The 18,064-nt window shown below is 73.0% G+C and carries 15 protein-coding genes; 9 read left to right on the plus strand and 6 right to left on the minus strand.

The genetic code is table 11. The features are described from left to right. Window positions 1-53: 53 nt before the first annotated feature. From ACW69E_RS08965 to hemB, 4 genes are all read left to right on the plus strand, one after another. Window positions 54-1,406, plus strand: coding sequence for a glutamyl-tRNA reductase (locus ACW69E_RS08965; RefSeq protein WP_457497647.1), 1,353 nt, complete (start codon window positions 54-56; stop codon window positions 1,404-1,406). Further along, window positions 1,403-2,383: a hydroxymethylbilane synthase gene (hemC, locus tag ACW69E_RS08970; RefSeq protein WP_457497648.1), complete on the plus strand. Its 981-nt coding sequence runs from the start codon at window positions 1,403-1,405 to the stop codon at window positions 2,381-2,383. Before ACW69E_RS08965 ends, hemC begins: the two co-directional genes overlap by 4 nt. Further along, window positions 2,380-4,026, plus strand: coding sequence for a uroporphyrinogen-III synthase (locus ACW69E_RS08975; RefSeq protein WP_457497649.1), 1,647 nt, complete (start codon window positions 2,380-2,382; stop codon window positions 4,024-4,026). Before hemC ends, ACW69E_RS08975 begins: the two co-directional genes overlap by 4 nt. Window positions 4,027-4,103: 77 nt before the next feature. Then, on the plus strand, window positions 4,104-5,072 hold the full coding sequence (gene hemB, locus ACW69E_RS08980; protein ID WP_457497790.1) for a porphobilinogen synthase: 969 nt from the start codon (window positions 4,104-4,106) through the stop codon (window positions 5,070-5,072). Window positions 5,073-5,134: 62 nt separating this feature from the next. Here hemB and ACW69E_RS08985 read toward each other — a convergent pair whose 3' ends face one another. Both ACW69E_RS08985 and ACW69E_RS08990 read right to left on the minus strand, forming a co-directional pair. Continuing rightward, the gene (locus ACW69E_RS08985; RefSeq protein ID WP_457497650.1) at window positions 5,135-5,725 is read right to left on the minus strand and encodes a Uma2 family endonuclease; all 591 of its coding nucleotides are present in this window, start codon (window positions 5,723-5,725) and stop codon (window positions 5,135-5,137) included. A 104-nt stretch (window positions 5,726-5,829) separates the two neighbouring features. Further along, window positions 5,830-7,023: an RtcB family protein gene (locus ACW69E_RS08990; RefSeq protein WP_457497651.1), complete on the minus strand. Its 1,194-nt coding sequence runs from the start codon at window positions 7,021-7,023 to the stop codon at window positions 5,830-5,832. 264 nt (window positions 7,024-7,287) lie between these two features. Here ACW69E_RS08990 and ACW69E_RS08995 point away from each other — a divergent pair, with 264 nt between their 5' ends. The 3 genes from ACW69E_RS08995 (at window position 7,288) to ACW69E_RS09005 (ending at window position 10,672) form a co-directional block, all read left to right on the plus strand. Beyond that, window positions 7,288-8,199 (plus strand): hypothetical protein, encoded by a 912-nt coding sequence (locus ACW69E_RS08995; protein ID WP_457497652.1) that lies wholly within the window; start codon window positions 7,288-7,290, stop codon window positions 8,197-8,199. Between the two features lie 198 nt (window positions 8,200-8,397). Next, on the plus strand, window positions 8,398-9,087 hold the full coding sequence (locus tag ACW69E_RS09000) for a DUF3558 family protein (RefSeq protein ID WP_457497653.1): 690 nt from the start codon (window positions 8,398-8,400) through the stop codon (window positions 9,085-9,087). 166 nt (window positions 9,088-9,253) lie between these two features. Further along, window positions 9,254-10,672, plus strand: coding sequence for a DUF2637 domain-containing protein (locus ACW69E_RS09005; RefSeq protein WP_457497791.1), 1,419 nt, complete (start codon window positions 9,254-9,256; stop codon window positions 10,670-10,672). A 146-nt stretch (window positions 10,673-10,818) separates the two neighbouring features. Here ACW69E_RS09005 and lysS read toward each other — a convergent pair whose 3' ends face one another. Continuing rightward, complete coding sequence (gene lysS / locus ACW69E_RS09010; RefSeq protein ID WP_457497654.1) at window positions 10,819-12,567, minus strand: lysine--tRNA ligase; 1,749 nt, start codon at window positions 12,565-12,567, stop codon at window positions 10,819-10,821. A gap of 175 nt (window positions 12,568-12,742) precedes the next feature. On the opposite strand from lysS, the gene argS reads away from it, so the two are divergent. Then, window positions 12,743-14,563 (plus strand): arginine--tRNA ligase, encoded by a 1,821-nt coding sequence (argS, locus tag ACW69E_RS09015; RefSeq protein WP_457497655.1) that lies wholly within the window; start codon window positions 12,743-12,745, stop codon window positions 14,561-14,563. Between the two features lie 38 nt (window positions 14,564-14,601). On the opposite strand, the gene ACW69E_RS09020 is transcribed toward argS, so the two are convergent. The 3 genes from ACW69E_RS09020 to ACW69E_RS09030 all read right to left on the minus strand — a co-directional run bounded on the left by ACW69E_RS09020 (window position 14,602) and on the right by ACW69E_RS09030 (window position 16,490). Continuing rightward, window positions 14,602-15,381 carry an SDR family NAD(P)-dependent oxidoreductase gene (locus tag ACW69E_RS09020; protein WP_457497656.1) on the minus strand — a complete coding sequence of 260 codons (780 nt, stop codon included), beginning with the start codon at window positions 15,379-15,381 and terminating at the stop codon, window positions 14,602-14,604. 131 nt (window positions 15,382-15,512) lie between these two features. Further along, window positions 15,513-15,848 (minus strand): YnfA family protein, encoded by a 336-nt coding sequence (locus ACW69E_RS09025; RefSeq protein WP_457497657.1) that lies wholly within the window; start codon window positions 15,846-15,848, stop codon window positions 15,513-15,515. Between the two features lie 21 nt (window positions 15,849-15,869). Continuing rightward, the gene (locus tag ACW69E_RS09030) at window positions 15,870-16,490 is read right to left on the minus strand and encodes a hypothetical protein (RefSeq protein ID WP_457497792.1); all 621 of its coding nucleotides are present in this window, start codon (window positions 16,488-16,490) and stop codon (window positions 15,870-15,872) included. A gap of 127 nt (window positions 16,491-16,617) precedes the next feature. Between ACW69E_RS09030 and hemL the strand changes: the two genes are divergently transcribed. Then, entirely contained in the window at window positions 16,618-17,949 is a 1,332-nt protein-coding gene (gene hemL / locus ACW69E_RS09035) for a glutamate-1-semialdehyde 2,1-aminomutase (RefSeq protein ID WP_457497658.1), read from the plus strand. Window positions 17,950-18,064: the final 115 nt, after the last annotated feature.

Consider the following 18,064-nt stretch of genomic DNA (forward strand, 5'->3'; position numbering starts at 1 on the left):
CGCGTCACGCGCGCACCGCACGCCGCGCGGTCCGAGCGGAGCGGGGGAGGCGCATGAGTCTGCTGGTAGTGGGGCTGAGCCACCGCAGCGCACCGGTGAGTGTCCTGGAGAGGGCCTCGCTGGCGCCCGAGGTGCGCGGCAAGCTCCTGCAGGACGCGGTCGGAGCCGAGCCCGCCTCCGAGGCGGCGGTGCTCTCCACCTGCAACCGCACCGAGCTCTACGCCGACGTCGACAAGTTCCACGCCGGCGTCGCCGAGCTGTCCTCCCTGCTGGCCCGCTACAGCGGCGTCGACCTGGAGGAGCTGACCCCGTACCTGTACGTCCACTACGAGGACCGGGCCGTCCACCACCTGTTCTCGGTGGCCTGCGGGCTGGACTCGATGGTCGTCGGCGAGGGGCAGATCCTCGGCCAGATCAAGGACGCGCTGGCCGTGGCGCAGGACCAGCACACCGCCGGGCGGCTGATGAACGACCTGTTCCAGCAGGCGCTGCGGGTCGGCAAGCGGGCGCACAGCGAGACCGGCATCGACCGGGCCGGGCAGTCCCTGGTCACCTTCGGCCTGGAGCAGCTCGCGGCCGGGCGCCCGGTCGGCGAGTGGGCGCGCGGCCGGCGCGCCCTGGTGATCGGCGCCGGCTCGATGTCCTCCCTGGCCGCCACGGTGCTCGCCCGCGCCGGCGTCACCGAACTGGTGATCGCCAACAGGACGCTGGAGCGCGCCCGCCGCCTGGCCGCCGGGCTCCACGGCGGCGGGCTCACCGCACGCGCCGTGCCCGCCCACGAGATGCCCGCCGAGCTCCCGCACGCGGACGTCGCCGTCTCCTGCACCGGGGCCACCGGGCTGGTGCTGACGGCCGGCGACCTGTCGGCCGCGCTCACCGCGCGTGCGCGGACCCGCGAGTCCAGCGGCTCCCGCGAGGAGCCGATGGCGCTGCTCGACCTGGCCATGCCCCGTGACATCGACGCCGCCGCGCACCGCCTGGAAGGCGTACGGTTGGTGGACATCGAGTCGCTGGCCGAGGCATCCGCCGACGCGCCCATGGCCGCGGACGTCGACAAGGTGCGCGGCATCGTCGCCGACGAGGTCGCGGCCTTCGGCGCGGCCCAGCGGGCCGCGACGATCACGCCCACCGTGGTCGCGCTGCGCGCCATGGCCGCCGACGTCGTCGCGGCCGAGATGGCGCGCCTGGACGGGCGCCTCCCCGGACTCGACGCCAAACAGCGCGCCGAGATCACCCAGACCGTGCGCCGGGTCGTCGACAAGCTGCTGCACGCGCCGACCGTGCGCGTCAAGCAGCTCGCCGGCGAACCGGGCGGCGCCGGATACGCCGACGCGCTGCGAGAGCTCTTCGACCTCGACCCGCAGACCGTGGCGGCCGTCAGTAACCCCGAACAGGAGCGGCAATGAGCACCAACGCACCCCAGCCGCTGAAGCTGGGCACCCGCCGCAGCCGACTCGCCATGGCCCAGTCCGGGCAGGTGGCCGAGCGCGTCCGGCGGCTCACCGGCAGGCCCGTCGAGCTGGTGGAGATCACCACCTTCGGCGACGTCTCCCGTGAGCACCTCGCCCGGATCGGCGGCACAGGGGTCTTCGTCTCCGCGCTGCGCGACGCGCTGCTCGGCGGCGAGATCGACTTCGCCGTTCACTCGCTGAAGGACCTTCCCACCGACCAGCCGGAGCAGCTCGCGCTGGCGGCCGTACCCGTCCGGGAGGACCCCCGTGACGCGCTGGTCGCCCGCGACGGCCTCACCTTCGAGGAGCTGCCCGACGGGGCGCGGGTCGGCACCGGTTCGCCGCGCCGCATGGCGCAGCTGGCCGCCTGGGCCCGGTCGCTGGGCCGGGACATGGAGATCGTGCCGATCCGGGGCAACGTCGACACCCGCATCGGATACGTGCGCTCCGGCGAACTGGACGCGGTCGTCCTGGCCACCGCCGGCCTCCGGCGCGTCGGCCTGATCGGCGAGGCCACCGAACTGCTCGACCCCGGCGCGGTGCTGCCCGCACCCGGCCAGGGAGCGCTGGCCGTCGAGTGCGCGGCCTCGCGCCCCGACCTCGCAGCCCTGCTCGCCGAGCTCGACGACCCGCGCACGCGGGTCGCCGTGACCGCCGAGCGAACCCTGCTCTCCGCTCTGGAAGCCGGTTGCAGCGCGCCCGTCGGCGCACTGGCCGACTTCCCGGCGGCAGGGCAGGATGTCACCGAACTGCGTCTGCGCGGTGTCGTCGGCACGACCGACGGCGCCACACTGGTGCAGTTGTCCACCACCGGTCGCGTACCGGCGTCCGACGGCGAGCTGCTCTCCCTGGCCCAGGCCATGGGGCGCGAACTCGCCGACGAGATGCTCGCCAAGGGCGCGGCCGGTCTGATGGGGGAGCGAGCACATTGAACCCCACCACCGATCACTCGTACGGCACCCACGGGCACGTCACCTTCCTCGGTGCCGGGCCCGGGGACCCGGGACTGCTGACGCTTCGCGCCGTCGAGGCGCTGGCACAGGCCGATGTACTGGTCGCCGACCCGCAGGTGTACGACGTCGTGCGGGCGCACGTGCGGGCAGGTGCCGACACCCCGCTCCAGAGGGCAGGTGACGACACGTCAACAGCATCCGCGGGTGCCGACGATGCCGTAAATCTTGTCATGAGGGCCGTACGGGGCGGCAAGCGGGTCGTCCGTGCGGTCGCCGGCGACCCCGGCCTCGACGCGGACGCGGCGAGCGAGATGCTGGCCTGCGCCTCCGAGGGCGTCACCTTCGAGGTCGTGCCGGGCATCGCCAACGCGGTCGGGGTCCCCGCCTACGCGGGTGTGCCGCTGCGCAACGGCCACGGCGCGGACGTGCGCTTCCTGGACGCGCGGACCGCCGACGCCCAGGCGTGGAACGAGGTCGGCGCCAGCGACGCCACCCTCGTGGTCTCCACGACCCTGGAGACGGTCGCCGCCACCGCCGCCGAACTGGTCACCGCGGGCCGCAAGCCCGACACCCCGCTGACCGTCACCGTCGACGGCACCACCACCCGGCAGCGCACCTGGACGGCGACGCTGGGCTCCATCGCCCAGACCCTCAAGGCGGCCAAGGTGCTGCCCGCGGCCAACGGCTCCCGGCCGGCGATAGCCGTGGTCGGCGAGCTCAGCGCCGCCGCGCAGCGCGACCGGCTCGCGTGGTTCGAGTCCAAGCCGCTGTTCGGCTGGCAGGTGCTGGTGCCCCGCACCAAGGAGCAGGCCGCCTCGCTCTCCGACCAGCTGCGCTCCTACGGTGCGGTGCCCAGCGAGGTGCCCACCATCGCGGTGGAGCCCCCGCGCACCCCGCAGCAGATGGAGCGCGCGGTCAAGGGCCTGGTCACCGGGCGCTACGAGTGGATCGCCTTCACCTCGGTCAACGCGGTCAGGGCGGTGCGCGAGAAGTTCGAGGAGTACGGTCTGGACGCCCGCGCCTTCGCCGGGATCAAGGTCGCGGCCGTCGGCGACCAGACCGCCAAGGCGCTGGTCGACTTCGGCGTCAAGCCCGACCTGGTGCCCAGCGGCGAGCAGTCCGCGGCCGGGCTGCTGGAGGACTGGCCGCCCTACGACCCGGTCTTCGACCCGATCGACCGCGTCTTCCTGCCGCGCGCCGACATCGCCACCGAGACGCTGGTGGCGGGTCTGATCGAGCTGGGCTGGGAGGTCGACGACGTCACCGCCTACCGGACGGTGCGCGCCTCGCCGCCGCCGGCCGAGACGCGTGAGGCGATCAAGGGCGGCGGGTTCGACGCCGTGCTGTTCACCTCCTCCTCCACCGTCCGCAACCTCGTCGGGATCGCGGGCAAGCCGCACAACGTGACGGTCATCGCCTGCATCGGCCCGGCGACGGCGAAGACCGCCGAGGAGCACGGGCTGCGGGTGGACGTCATGGCGCCGGAGCCGTCGGTGCACAAGCTGGCCGAGGCGCTGGCGGAGTTCGGCGCCAGGCGCCGGGACGCGATGATCGAGGCGGGCGAGGCGGTGCAGCGGCCCAGCGAGAAGCGCCCGGCCAGGAGGAGGGCCCGGACATCGTGAAGATCGGCGAGAGCACCTACGGCAGCGGTTACGGCGGTGCTTACGACAGGGGGCGCGGCGGCTACGGGGACTTCCCCGTGGTGCGCCCCCGCCGGCTGCGCACCACCCCGGCGATGCGCCGGATGGTCGCCGAGCACCGGCTCCACCCGGCCGATCTGATCCTGCCCGTCTTCCTGCGGGAGGGCATCGCGGAGCCGGTGGAGATCTCCTCGATGCCGGGCGTGTACCAGCACACCCGCGAGACCCTGCGCAAGGCGGCGGCCGAGGCCGTGGCCGCGGGCGTGGGCGGGATCATGATCTTCGGCGTGCCCGAGGAGGGGAAGAAGGACGCCACCGGCTCCTGCGGCACCGACCCGGAGGGCGTCCTCCAGGTGGGGCTGCGCGATGTGCGCGCGGAGGTCGGGGACGATCTGGTCGTCATGTCCGACCTGTGCCTGGACGAGTTCACCGACCACGGCCACTGCGGTGTCCTGGACGAGCGCGGCCGGGTGGACAACGACGCCACGCTGGAGCGGTACGCCGAGATGGCGTGCGTCCAGGCCGAGGCGGGCGCGCACGTGCTGGGGCCCAGCGGGATGATGGACGGCCAGGTCGCCTTCGTCCGCCGCGCCCTGGACGAGGCCGGCCACCAGGACGTGGCGCTGCTGGCGTACACGGCCAAGTACGCCTCCGCGTTCTACGGCCCCTTCCGGGAGGCGGTGGACTCCTCGCTGACGGGCGACCGCAAGGCCTACCAGCAGGACCCGGCCAACGCGCGGGAGTCGATGCGCGAGCTGGCGCTCGACCTCGCCGAGGGTGCGGACATGGTGATGGTCAAGCCCGCGCTGCCCTATCTGGACGTGCTGCGCCGGGTGGCGGACGCGGTGGACGTGCCCGTGGCGGCCTACCAGGTCTCCGGCGAGTACGCGATGGTCGAGGCCGCCGCGCAGCGCGGCTGGATCGAGCGGGACCGGGCGATCATGGAGACGCTCACCGGCGCCAGGCGGGCCGGCGCGGACATGATCCTGACCTACTGGGCGACGGAGGCGGCCCGGCGGCTGCGCTGAGCCGCCGGACGCGGCCCGGGACCGGACGAGCGGGCCGGGGCCGCCGGCCCGTGGGGCCGGGCTCAGTCGCGGGGGAAGCCGTCCGTGGCGATGGTGAGCTCCACGGACGTCTCGGTGATCTTCACGGGCTCGCCGAAGTCGACGGTCAGCTCGCTGCCGTAGCCGCCGTCCTTGGGATGGGTGTGGAGGTGGCAGCGGGCGCCGTACGGGTCGACGATCAAGTAGGCGGGGACTCCGGCGGCGGCGTACGCCTTCAGCTTGGGACCGTGGTCGTTGGCCGCCGTGGAGCGGGAGAGGACCTCCACGACCAACTCGACGTCGTCCGGGGAGTAGCGGTCCTGCGCGTCGGGGACCGCGCCTTCGGTGATCTTCACCAGGTCGGGGGCGAAGCCGTTGAGGTGGCCGGGGAAGTCGATCCGGACGTCGGAGCCGATCTCCGCGTCCAGACCGAACTGGTCCTCCAACTGCCGCAGGACCTTCCGGATGATCCTCCAGTGCGTCCAGCGCTGCGGTGTCATGTAGACCGACCCCTCGACGATCTCGACCTTGTATCCCTCGGGGACGGGCATCCGCTCCAGACGCTCGAAGAGTTCGTCCAAGGTGGTCTCGTCGGACTCGGCCATCTCGATCCTGTCGGTCAGCTCGACGGTCACGGTGACGCTCCTCCCCGCCGCGCCGGGATGCGCGGCCGCGCGGTACAACGATACGTCCGGGCCACCGGTCACGCCCTGACCCGGCGCCGCACCGCGCGGGCGCGTCAGCCCTTGACGCAGACGACCTGCCGAAGCTTCGCGACCACCTCGACCAGATCGCGCTGACGGTCGATGACCTGCTCGATCGGCTTGTACGCGGCCGGGATCTCGTCGACGACGCCGGAGTCCTTGCGGCACTCCACGCCCCGGGTCTGCTCCTCCAGGTCCCGCGCGGTGAACCGCTTCTTCGCCGCGTTGCGGCTCATCCGCCGCCCCGCGCCGTGGGAGGCGGAGTTGAAGGAGGCGGCGTTGCCCAGACCGCGCACGATGTAGGAGCCGGTGCCCATCGAGCCGGGGATGATGCCGTACTCGCCGCCGCCCGCGCGGATGGCGCCCTTCCGGGTGACCAGCAGGTCCATGCCGTCGTAGCGCTCCTCGGCCACGTAGTTGTGGTGGCAGGAGATGACCTGCTCGAAGGTTGGGGAGGCCTTCCGGAACTCCTTGCGGATCACGCCCTTGAGCAGGCTCATCATGACCGCGCGGTTGCGCTTGGCGTACTCCTGCGCCCAGAACAGGTCGTTGCGGTACGCCTCCATCTGGGGGGTGTCCGCGACGAACACGGCCAGGTCGCGGTCGACCAGGTCCTGGTTGTGGGGGAGCTTCCGGGCCACGCCGATGTGGTACTCGGCCAGCTCGTTGCCGATGTTGCGGGAGCCGGAGTGGAGCATCAGCCAGACGGCGCCGTCCTCGTCCAGGCAGACCTCGACGAAGTGGTTGCCGCCGCCGAGCGTCCCCATCTGGCGGGCGGCCCGCTCCCGGCGGAAGTGGACGGCCTCGGTGACACCGTCGAAACGGGACCAGAAGCCGTCCCAGCCGGAGGCGGGGGAGTCGGGCAGGCGGCCCGGGTCGACGGGGTCGTCGTGCATGCCGAAGCCGACCGGGATGGCCTGCTCGATGCGCGAGCGCAGCCGGGAGAGGTCGCCGGGCAGGTCGTTCGCGGTCAGGGAGGTCCGGACCGCCGACATGCCGCAGCCGATGTCCACGCCGACCGCCGCCGGGCAGACCGCGCCCTCCATGGCGATGACCGAGCCGACGGTGGCGCCCTTGCCGTAGTGGACGTCGGGCATGACCGCCAGACCCCTGATCCACGGAAGCGTCGCGGTGTTGCGCAGCTGCCGCATCGCGCCGTCCTCGACGCCGGACGGGTCGGCCCACATCCGGATCGGCACCCGGGCCCCGGGAACCTCGGTGTACGACATGTTCGTTCATCCCCCTGACGAAGAAGTGCGAGCACGCTCTGCCACATGCGTGCGAATCGCGCACGGTTCGCGCACGGATCGCGCGCGAACCGGGTACGTCCGCACACACAAGACGGACGTATTACTGCATATGCACCGATGGGTGGAGGTCCCGCGGCGCGCGTGGCGGACGTCGTGCGATAGACATTGTGTTCTGTCGTGGTCGTACGGCGGCAACGTGTTTTCGAGTTCTCGGGCGTTCGCGCGGACATGAGGAGTTGGGCAGTGCAGCGGAAGGCATACGCCACCGGCGCGGCGCTCGTTGCCGCGCTGGCCGTCGGGACCGTCGGCTGCACCGGCGGCTCCGGCACGGGCGGCGCCGCGGCCGACAGCAAGCCCGGCACGGTCGGCACCGCCGCCGCCACGGCTCCGCCCGGCACCTACCGCGATCTGCCCGAGCCCTGCGGCGCGGTCGACACCGGCCTTCTGAAGGCGATGCTGCCGGGTGCCGCGAGCGCCTCCCCCGAGGACGGCGCGGAGGGCGGGGAGACTCCGGCGGCGTACGAGGGCGAGCAGACCGTCACCTACGACGACGACCGCCGGGTCGGCTGCCGCTGGAAGAGCTCCACCGGCATGGGCAGCCGTCACCTCCTGGTGGACTTCGAACGGGTCGTGTCCTACGACCCCGCCGTCAGCGACGACGAGCGGGCGGTGCGCCTGTACGAGGACATGGTGCTGGAGGCGGGCATCCCCAGCTCGCCGCCCTCGGAGGAGGAGTCCCCCGGCCCCGGCGAGGAGACGGACGGGGACGGGACCGGGGACGGCGGGGACGCCGGCGAGGCGTCCCAGGAGAGCGGGGAGCCCGCCGAAAGCGGCGGGGACGGCGACGACGGAGCCCGGGACGGCAGCGGCGAGCCGGAGACGTCCGTCCCGCAGCCGGCCCCCAGCGCGGCGGCGGCACTGGCCCCGCGCCCCCTGGAGAACCTCGGGGACGCCGCGTACATCGACGACGAGCTGGTCACCGCGGACTCGGGCGTCCACCGCGACATCACCCTGGTCTTCCGCACCGGGAACGTCATCGTCACCGTCGAGTACGAGCAGTGGGTGACGGACAAGCGCAGGCTGCCCGACAGCGCCGAACTGCAGGAGAGGGCACTGGAACTGGCCGGCCGGCTCGCCGGGGAGTTCCGGGACTGACGCCCCCTCGCGGGCCCGCTCCCGTGCCCGCCCCGCGCCCCCACCGGGACTGAGACGACGGACACACCCGGCCCCGGCGCCGCCCGGCAGGGCCTGAGGCCGTTCTAGGCTGCTGCGGTGTCATCGCCCGAATGGCGTACCGTCGTGCCGTCCGACAGGGCGTGCCCGGCGCCCAGCACATCCGGAAGCGAAGGAACCATGCACCGTAACGCCACGCGCACCGCCGTCCGCACCCTCGCCTGCGCCGCCGTGCCCATGCTGCTGGTCGCGGGCTGTTCCTCCGGCTCCGGTGGCGACGACTCCGCCGGGCCCTCGCCCAGCGCCTCCGCCTCCAGCGCGTCCCCGACCCCGGCGCCGGTGAAGTTCACCACCCTGCCCGACCCCTGCAAGACCCTCTCGGGGGACACGGTCGGCGAGGTGGTGCCCGAGGCGAAGAAGAAGGGCAAGAACCTCGGCTCCAAGGACACCGACGGCTACGGCACCTGCCTGTGGAGCGGTCTGGACGACTACCAGTACCGGGCGCTCACCGTCTCCCTCAAGCGGTTCGACTCCGACGTGACGCTCGGCAGCGGCAGCGAGCGGGCCGCCGAGTACGCCGGCCAGCAGGTGGCCGCCGTCTCGCAGGACGAGGAGAACAAGAAGGTCAAGGACGCCCCGCTCGACGGGGTCGGCGACCAGGCGACGTCCATAGCCTTCGAGACCGAGCGCAAGGACGGCAAGAAGACCGAGGAGTACCGCGAGCAGCGGGTCGTCGCCATCACCGGCAACGTCGTGGTGACCGTGGACTACGAGGGCGCCGGGTTCGAGACCGGAAAGACGCCGAAGGCCGAGGACATCCGCGAGAACGCGGAGAAGGCGGCGAAGGAGGCCGTCAAGGCCGTCAAGTAGGTGACCGGGCCGGCTCCCCGGTCCCGTCACCCGCCGCGCGTACCCTGTCTTCCCCTCGGGGACCTCCGGCTCCCCGTCCCCTCCGCCGTCCCTCCCGCCGTCCGGCCGGGCGGCGGGCACCGGCGCCGACGACCGACGACGATCTCGCGAGGACGCAGCAGTGGACCTGACACGCACTCACCGAATACTCATCGGCGTGGTCGTCGCCGGGGCGGTGGTGATCGCGGCGATCGGCTTCGCCGGATCGTACGCCGCCGTCCGCGACCTCGCCGAACAGAAGGGCTTCGGCGGCTTCGCGCCGTTCTTCCCCATCGGCATCGACGCCGGGATCGTGGTGCTGCTCGCCCTGGACCTGCTGCTGACCTGGATCCGCATCCCCTTCCCGATGCTGCGGCAGACCGCCTGGCTGCTGACGGCCGCCACCATCGCCTTCAACGGCGCCGCCGCCTGGCCCGACCCGCTGGGGGTCGGGATGCACGCGGTGATCCCGGTGCTGTTCGTCGTCGCGGTCGAGGCCGCGCGGCACGCGGTCGGCCGGATCGCCGACATCACCGCCGACAAGCACATGGAGGGCGTGCGGATCTCGCGCTGGCTGCTGGCCTTCCCCTCCACCTTCCGGCTGTGGCGCCGGATGAAGCTGTGGGAGCTGCGCTCCTACGACCAGGTCATCCGCATGGAGCAGGACCGCCTCATCTACGAGGCGCGGCTGCGGGCGCGCTACGGGCGCGGCTGGAAGCGGCGGGCGCCGGTGGAGGCGCTGATGCCGCTGCGGCTGGCCCGGTACGGGGTGCCGCTGGCGGAGACCGGCCCGGCCGGGCTGGCCGCCGCCGGCATCGACCCGCAGGCACTGCCCGCCGCGGGCGGCAAGGCCGCGGTCGCGGGCGGGAGGGCCGCGGCCGCCGAGGCGCTCCCCGCGGGGACGTCCGCCGAGCGGGCACCCGGCGCGGCGGCCGGTGAGGAACCCGGGCCGGGCACGGCGGTCCCGGTGGAGGCGGCCGGACAGGAGCGGCACGAACTGCTTCCGCCGTCCTGGCGGACCGCCGGGGACAGAGGGGAAAGAGGGGCCGCGGTGAGGGAAGCCGCTCACGGGCCGGCGCCTTCCGCACGGGAGGAGGTCACCTATGTGCGGGCCGCACCGGCGGAAGAAGCCGTTTCGGTGCGGGAGGCCGTGCCGGAGACGGTGCCCCGGAACCGGCCCGCGCCGGAGGAGGTCCCCGCCACCGGGCTCACGATTCCGAGGGATCCGGCCAATCCGGACGGGCCTCACCGTCCGCTGGGAGGGGCCCCGTCGAACGGCCGCTCCGTTTCCGTGCCGGGGCAGTACACGGCCCGGCCGGAAGCGGAGGAGGAAGTGGCCGACGAACCCGTCGGCATACCGGACGGGATGCCCCGCGAGGAGGCCTACTACCGGGCCTACCACAGGTACATCGTGGAGAAGGGCGACTTCCCCAACCCCCACCAGCTCGCTCTGACGCTCCTGGACGACGGCATCAAGGACGTCAACGGCGGGCCCCTCAGCGAGTCCTACCTCCGCCCGTACGTGTACGAGTTCAAGGACCGGTATCAGACGGGCCTGGTGGGCTGACCACCCGTCAGGTTCCCGACTCCACCCGGCGGGCACCCCCCGCGCCGGGAGGTCGGCCCTCCCGCTCCGGGTACGGAACGCACCGTGCCGCGGCCCCGGCACTCCTTCAAGGAGTGCCGGGGCCGCGGCACGGGCGGGCGCCGGTGTTACGCGCCCAGCAGCTTGCGGACCCGGTCCGCGCCGACGGCCAGCAGCAGCGTGGGCAGCCGCGGGCCGGTGTCACGGCCCACCAGCAGCCGGTACAGCAGCGCGAAGAAGGCGCGCTGGGCCACCTTCAGCTCCGGCGTCGGCCTGGCCTCCGGCGACAGGCCCGCCCGGACCTTGGGCACGCCGTAGACCAGCGTGGTCAGCCCGTCCAGCGACCAGTGGTCGTCCAGGCCGTCCAGCAGCAGCCGCAGCGACTCGCGCGCGTCGTCGTCGAGCGAGGCCAGCAGCTCGGTGTCCGGCTCCTCGCGCACCCGGGTGCGCTGCTCGGCCGGCACGTGGGTGCTGATCCAGCGCTGCGCGCAGTCCAGCCGCGGACGCGTCTCGTCCAGGGAGGCCACCGGGTTGTCCGGGTCCAGCTCGCCCAGGATGCGCAGCGTCTGCGCCTCGTCCCCGGTGGTGATGTCCGCCACCGAGGCCAGCGTGCGGTACGGCAGCGGGTGCGGGGTGCGGGGCAGTTCGCCGCCGGCCGTGGTGGTGGCACGGCGGTACGCGGCGGCGTCCGCGGGCTGCGCGGTGCCGTCGGCGACCTTGCGCTCCAGGGCGTCCCACTCGTCGTAGAGCCGCTGGATCTCCTGGTCGAATGCGATCTTGAAGGACTGGTTCGGGCGGCGGCGGGCGTACAGCCAGCGCAGCAGCGGAGCCTCCATGATCTCCAGCGCGTCGAGCGGGGTGGGCACCCCGCCCTTGGAGCTGGACATCTTCGCCATGCCGCTGATGCCGACGAAGGCGTACATCGGGCCGATCGGCTGCTCGCCGCCGAAGATCTCCCGCACCAGCTGCCCGCCGACGACGTAGGAGGAGCCGGGGGACTGGTGGTCCACGCCGGAGGGCTCGAAGACCACGCCCTCGTACGCCCAGCGCATCGGCCAGTCGACCTTCCAGACCAGCTTGCCGCGGCGGTGCTCCGACAGCAGCACCGTCTCCTCGTGGCCGCACCGGCACACGTACGTCATCCGCGTGCTCTCGTCCTCGTACGCGGTGATCGTCGTCAGGTCGCGGTCGCAGACGGAGCAGTACGGCTTGTAGGGGAAGTACCCGGCGTCGCCCGTGCTGCCGTCGTCCTCGCCCGCGGCGCCCGAACCCTCGGCGGCCTCGATCTCGGCCGCGGACATCTCGGCGTCCTTCGGCCCGCCCTGCTTCTTCGGGGACTTGCCGGCGTTCTCGGGCGTGACCTTGGTGCGGTAGCGGTCCAGGACGGCGTCGATGCGGGCGCGCTCGCGCATGGCGAAGAGGATCTGCTCGCCGTACGCGCCGGAGGTGTACATCTGGGTCTGGCTGATGCCGCGCACCTCGACGCCCAGCTCGTCCAGCGCCCGCACCATGGCGGCCCTGAAGTGCTCGGCCCAGCTGGAGTGCTCGCTGCCGGGAGGCGCGGGCACCAGGGTGAGCGGCTTGCCGATGTGCTCCGACCACGAGGCGTCGACGCCCTCGATGCCCGCCGGGACCTTGCGGAAGCGGTCGTAGTCGTCCCAGGACAGGATGTGCTCGCAGGGCACGCCGCGCCGCTTGATCTCGTCGGCGACGAGGTGCGGCACCATGACCTCGCGGAGGTTGCCCAGGTGGATGGGGCCGGAGGGGCTCAGGCCCGAGGCGCAGACGACCGGTTTGCCGGGGGCACGGCGCTCCGCCTCGGCGATGACCTCGTCCGCGATGCGGGAGACCCAGTCGGCCTCTGTGCTCTGAGCCACGGTCGGCACGTCCCTTTCCTGGCTGTGGTGTGCTGTGGTGTCCGGGATGACGGCTCCATTGTTTCAGACGCGGTACGGGCCGCGTGCCCGTGACGAACGCGCGCGCCCCGGCGGTGGACCGCGTGGGATACTGGACCGATCCGGTAAACCCCACTCAGAGGAACGGCACTCCTTCATGGCCTCGGTCCCCTCCCTTGCCGCAACCGTCCACCAGCGCGTCGCGGACGCCCTCTCGGCAGCCCTGCCGGAGGCTGTGGCATCGGGTACGGACCCTTCCCCTCGCTCTTCGAGCTGGGGAGACCCCATGCTGCGACGCAGCGACCGGGCGGACTTCCAGGCCAACGGGATGCTGGCGCTGGCCAAGAAGCTGGGGGGCAACCCGCGTGAGCTGGCCGGCAGGGTGGTCGCCGCGCTGCCGGAGACCGACGAGATCGCCGGCATCGAGGTCTCCGGGCCGGGCTTCCTCAACATCACCGTCTCCGACGCCGCGATCGTGCGGACGCTGGCGGCGCGGGCGGCCGACGAGCGGCTGGGCGTGCCGTACGCCGAGCGGCCGGGCACCACCGTCATCGACTACTCGCAGCCCAACGTGGCCAAGGAGATGCATGTCGGGCACCTGCGCTCGACGGTGATCGGCGACGCGATCGTGCAGATCCTGGAGCACCGGGGCGAGAAGGTGGTCCGGCGGCACCACATCGGGGACTGGGGCACGCAGTTCGGCATGCTCATCCAGTACCTGGTCGAGCACCCGCACGAGCTGGACCACGCCTCCGGCGAGGAGGCCGGCGGATCCGGCGCGTCCGGTGAGGCCGCGATGTCCCGGCTGAACCGGCTCTACAAGGCGTCCCGGGCGCTGTTCGACTCCGACGAGGAGTTCAAGGCGCGCGCCCGCGACCGGGTGGTGCTCCTGCAGAGCGGCGACCAGGACACTCTGGAGATGTGGCGGAAGATCGTCGGCGAGTCGATGATCTACTTCCACGCGGTCTACGACCAGCTCGACGTGGAGATCCGCGACGCGGACGTGGTCGGCGAGAGCGCCTACAACGACGACCTCCAGCAGGTCGTGAAGGAGTTGGAGGACAGCGGCGTCGCGGTCCGCTCCGACGGCGCGCTGTGCGTGTTCTTCGACGACGTCAAGGGCCCCGACGGCAAGCCCGTCCCGCTGATCGTGCAGAAGTCCAACGGCGGTTTCGGCTACGCCGCCACCGACCTGGCCGCCATCCGCGACCGGGTCGGGAAGCTGGGCGCCGACACCCTGCTGTACGTGGTGGACGCCCGGCAGGCGCTGCACTTCAAGATGGTCTTCGAGACCGCGCGCCGGGCCGGCTGGCTGCCCGAGGGCGCGGCGCGGCAGCTCGCCTTCGGCACGGTGCTGGGCAAGGACGGCAAGCCGTTCAAGACCCGTGAGGGCGAGACGGTCCGGCTGGTGGACCTGCTGGAAGAGGCCGTCGAGCGGGCCACGGCCGTGGTGCGGGAGAAGGCGGAGCAGGGCGGCCTGGGGCTGACGGAGGAGGAGATCGCCGAGCGCGGCGCCCAGGTGGGCATCGGCGCGGTGAAGTACGCCGACCTGTCGACGTCCATGTCGCGTGACTACGTCTTCGACCTGGACCGGATGGTCTCGCTCAACGGCGACACCAGCGTCTACCTCCAGTACGCCTACGCCCGGATCCAGTCGATCCTGCGCAAGGCCGGGGACGCGCGGCCCGCCGCGCACCCGGAGGTGGAACTGGCTCCGGCCGAGCGGGCGCTGGGCCTGCACCTGGACGAGTTCGCCGAGACGCTGGCGGGTGTGGCCGAGACGTACGAGCCGCACAAGCTGGCCGCCTACCTCTACCAGCTCGCCTCGCTCTACACCACGTTCTACGACCAGTGCCCGGTGATCCGGGCGGAGTCGGAGGCGGTCAGGGAGAACAGGCTCTTCCTGTGCGATCTGACGGCCCGCACCCTGCGGCAGGGCATGGCGCTGCTGGGCATCCGCACCCCCGAGCGGCTCTGAGGCGGACGCGCCGGAACGGCACGGGCGCGTCCGAGGGCTCAGCGCTCGCGGTGCACCTTGGTGTTGGACGCCTGGGCGCGGGGCCGGACGACCAGCAGGTCGACGTTGACGTGCGGGGGCCGGGTGACGGCCCAGACGACGGTGTCGGCCACGTCCTCGGCGGTCAGCGGCTCGGCGACGCCCTCGTAGACCTTCGCGGCCTTCTCGGCGTCACCGCGGAAGCGGGTGAGGGAGAACTCCTCGGTGCGCACCATGCCGGGCGCGATCTCGATGACGCGCACCGGCTGCCCGCACAGCTCCAGACGGAGGGTCTCGGCCAGGACGTGGGCGCCGTGCTTGGAGGCGACGTAGCCGGCGCCGCCCTCGTAGGTGCCGTGGCCGGCGGTGGAGGAGAGCACCAGCACGGTGCCCTCGCCGGAGGCGGTCAGGGCCGGGAGCAGGGCCTGCGTCACGTGGAGCGTGCCCAGCACGTTGACCTCGTACATCGACTGCCAGTCGGCGGGGTCGGCGGTGGCCACGGGCTCCAGGCCCAGGGCGCCGCCGGCGTTGTTGACCAGCACGCTGCCGGGGGCGAGGGGGCCGAGCCGGGAGGCGAAGGCGTCCACGGCGGCGCGGTCGGTGACGTCCAGGGGGTGCGCCTCGGCCCGGTGCCCGTCGGCGTTCAGCTCGGCGGCGAGCTCCTCCACGCGGTCGGCGCGGCGGGCGGTGAGCACGGTGCGGTACCCGGCGGCGGCCAGCCGGCGTGCGGCGGCGGCGCCGATACCGCTGCTCGCGCCGGTGACGACGGCGGTGGGCTGCTGCTCGGCGGGCATGGGCATGGAGGGCTCCTCGCGGTGTGGCGGACGTTTCCAAGGGCGGACCGCCTCGAAGGATAGGCGGCCGGTTCACCCGCCCCGCGGCGCGTACATGCTGTGCTGTCCCGGGGGCTCCCCCCGGACCCCCGGCCGGTTCACCCGCCCCGCGGCGCGTACATGATCAGCGCGACCCCGGCCAGGCAGACCAGTGCCCCCGCGACGTCCCAGCGGTCCGGCCGGAAACCGTCCACGACCATGCCCCAGGTCAGGGAGCCGGCGACGAAGACCCCGCCGTACGCCGCCAGCACCCGGCCGAAGTTCGCGTCCGGCTGGAAGGTGGCGACGAAGCCGTAGGCGCCCAGTGCGATCACCCCGGCACCGATCCACGCCCAGCCGCGGTGCTCGCGCACCCCCTGCCACACCAGCCAGGCGCCGCCGATCTCCAGGAGGGCGGCCAGGACGAACAGCAGGACGGAGCGCGCGACGGACATACCGGGAGCGTAGGGGGCCGCTCAGGGCCAGACCAGGCAGTACGGCTGGTGGCCGGCCTCGTGGAGCCGGTGGCTGAAGTCCTGCCACTCGTGCAGGAGCCGGTAGACGTCGAAGGCGTCGCGCGGGCCGCCCCGGTCGGGGACGGTGGACCAGATGAAGGCGGCGGCGCCCACCGACTCCTCCCCGATGCCGCGCAGCGGGTCGACGACCGTCATGGGGAGCCTGACCACCGCGTAGTCGGAGTGGAGGACGACCAGTTCCAGCGGAGGCACCTTGTGCAGCGGGACCCCCTCGATGCCGGTGAGGACCATGGCGGCCATCGTCTCCGGCTTGATGCTGGTGAACATGCCGTGGCCCAGTTCGTCCCCGCCGAGTTCGTCCGGGCGCATCGTGATGGGCACACGGGCGGCTGTGGCGCCGTCCGGCGCGCCGAAGTACTTGTAGGTCACCCCCACCCGGCCACCCTTGCTGCTCCTCGTCTCCGTGCCCTCGGCCCCGGCCGTCCCGGTCTGGCCGGCCACGTCCTCGGCGGTCTCGCTCACCGCTCTCGCGTCGCGGTCCCGCCGGTGGCGCCCCCGCGCCCGTCTGGGGCCCCGGCCCAGGTCCCCCGTGCCCTCGCCCAGTCCGCCACCGCGCTGCATGTCACCACCCGACCACTTGCGGCCCCCGCCGCGCAACCAGATCATCGTCTCCAAAGACTTTCAGAGACCTCCCCTTCTGGCGGGCTGTGAAACGCCCGGCCGCACATGCGCGCGAGGCTCTGAGACCATGGCTTGCGTGAGCTATCCGTACGATGCCCCAGTATCGCAGTCGCTGTACGACCGTGCCGCCGTCGTGACGCCCGGAGGCGTGAATTCTCCGGTGCGCGCCTTCCGCGCCGTGGGCGGTACGCCCCGCTTCATGGTGTCCGGTGCCGGTCCGTACCTCACCGACGCCGACGGCCGTGAGTATGTGGACCTCGTGTGCTCCTGGGGTCCGATGGTCCTCGGGCACGCCCATCCCGCCGTGGTCGAGGCGGTCCGCGCGGCGGTCGCGCGCGGCACGTCCTTCGGCACGCCCGGCGAGGGCGAGGTCGAACTGGCCGAGGAGATCGTCGCCCGTATCGCCCCCGTCGACCAGGTGCGGCTGGTCTCCTCCGGCACCGAGGCCACGATGTCCGCGATCCGCCTGGCACGCGGTTTCACCGGGCGGGCCAAGGTGGTCAAGTTCGCCGGCTGCTACCACGGACACGTCGACGCGCTGCTGGCCGCCGCCGGCTCGGGCGTGGCCACCTTCGCTCTGCCCGACACCCCCGGTGTGACGGGCGCGCAGGCCGGGGACACGCTGGTGCTGCCGTACAACGATCTGGACTCGGTCGCCGCCGCCTTCGCCGCGCACCCCGGCGAGATCGCGTGCGTGATCACCGAGGCGTCGCCGGGCAACATGGGCGTCGTGCCGCCGCGCGACGGCTTCAACGCCGGGCTCAAGCGCCTGTGCGAGGAGAACGGCGCGCTGTACGTCTCGGACGAGGTGATGACGGGCTTCCGCGTCTCGAAGGCCGGCTGGTACGGCCTGGACGGCGTCGTGCCGGACCTGATGACCTTCGGCAAGGTGATGGGCGGCGGCTTCCCGGCCGCGGCCTTCGGCGGCCGGGCCGACGTGATGGCCCACCTCGCCCCCGCCGGCCCCGTCTACCAGGCCGGCACCCTGTCCGGGAACCCGGTCGCCACCGCCGCCGGCCTCGCCCAGCTCCGCCTGCTGGACGACGCGGCGTACGAGCGGCTGGACGCCGTCTCCGCGCGGATCCGCGCGCTGGTCACCGAGGCGCTGGCCGAGGAGGGCGTGGCGCACCGGCTGCAGAGCGCGGGCAACATGTTCTCGGTCTTCTTCACCGACGAGGACGTGGCGGACTACGACGCGGCCCGGCGCCAGGAGTCGTTCCGCTTCACCGCCTTCTTCCACGAGATGCTGGCCCAGGGCGTCTACCTGCCGCCCTCCGCCTTCGAGTCCTGGTTCGTCTCCACCGCCCACGACGACCGGGCCGTCGAGCGGATCGCCGCCGCCCTGCCGCCGGCCGCGCGCGCCGCCGCGCGGGCCACCGCCGCGGAGGAGGGGGCATGACCGGCGAGCCGAACGGGAGCGTCCCGAACCCGGCCCAGTCGGCGGACCCCGCGGGCATGACGGATCCGGCGGACGTGGCGGTCACCGGCGAGACGGCCGGAGAGCGCGAGCAGCA

The sequence above is a fragment of the Streptomyces sp. SS8 genome (assembly GCF_054072955.1).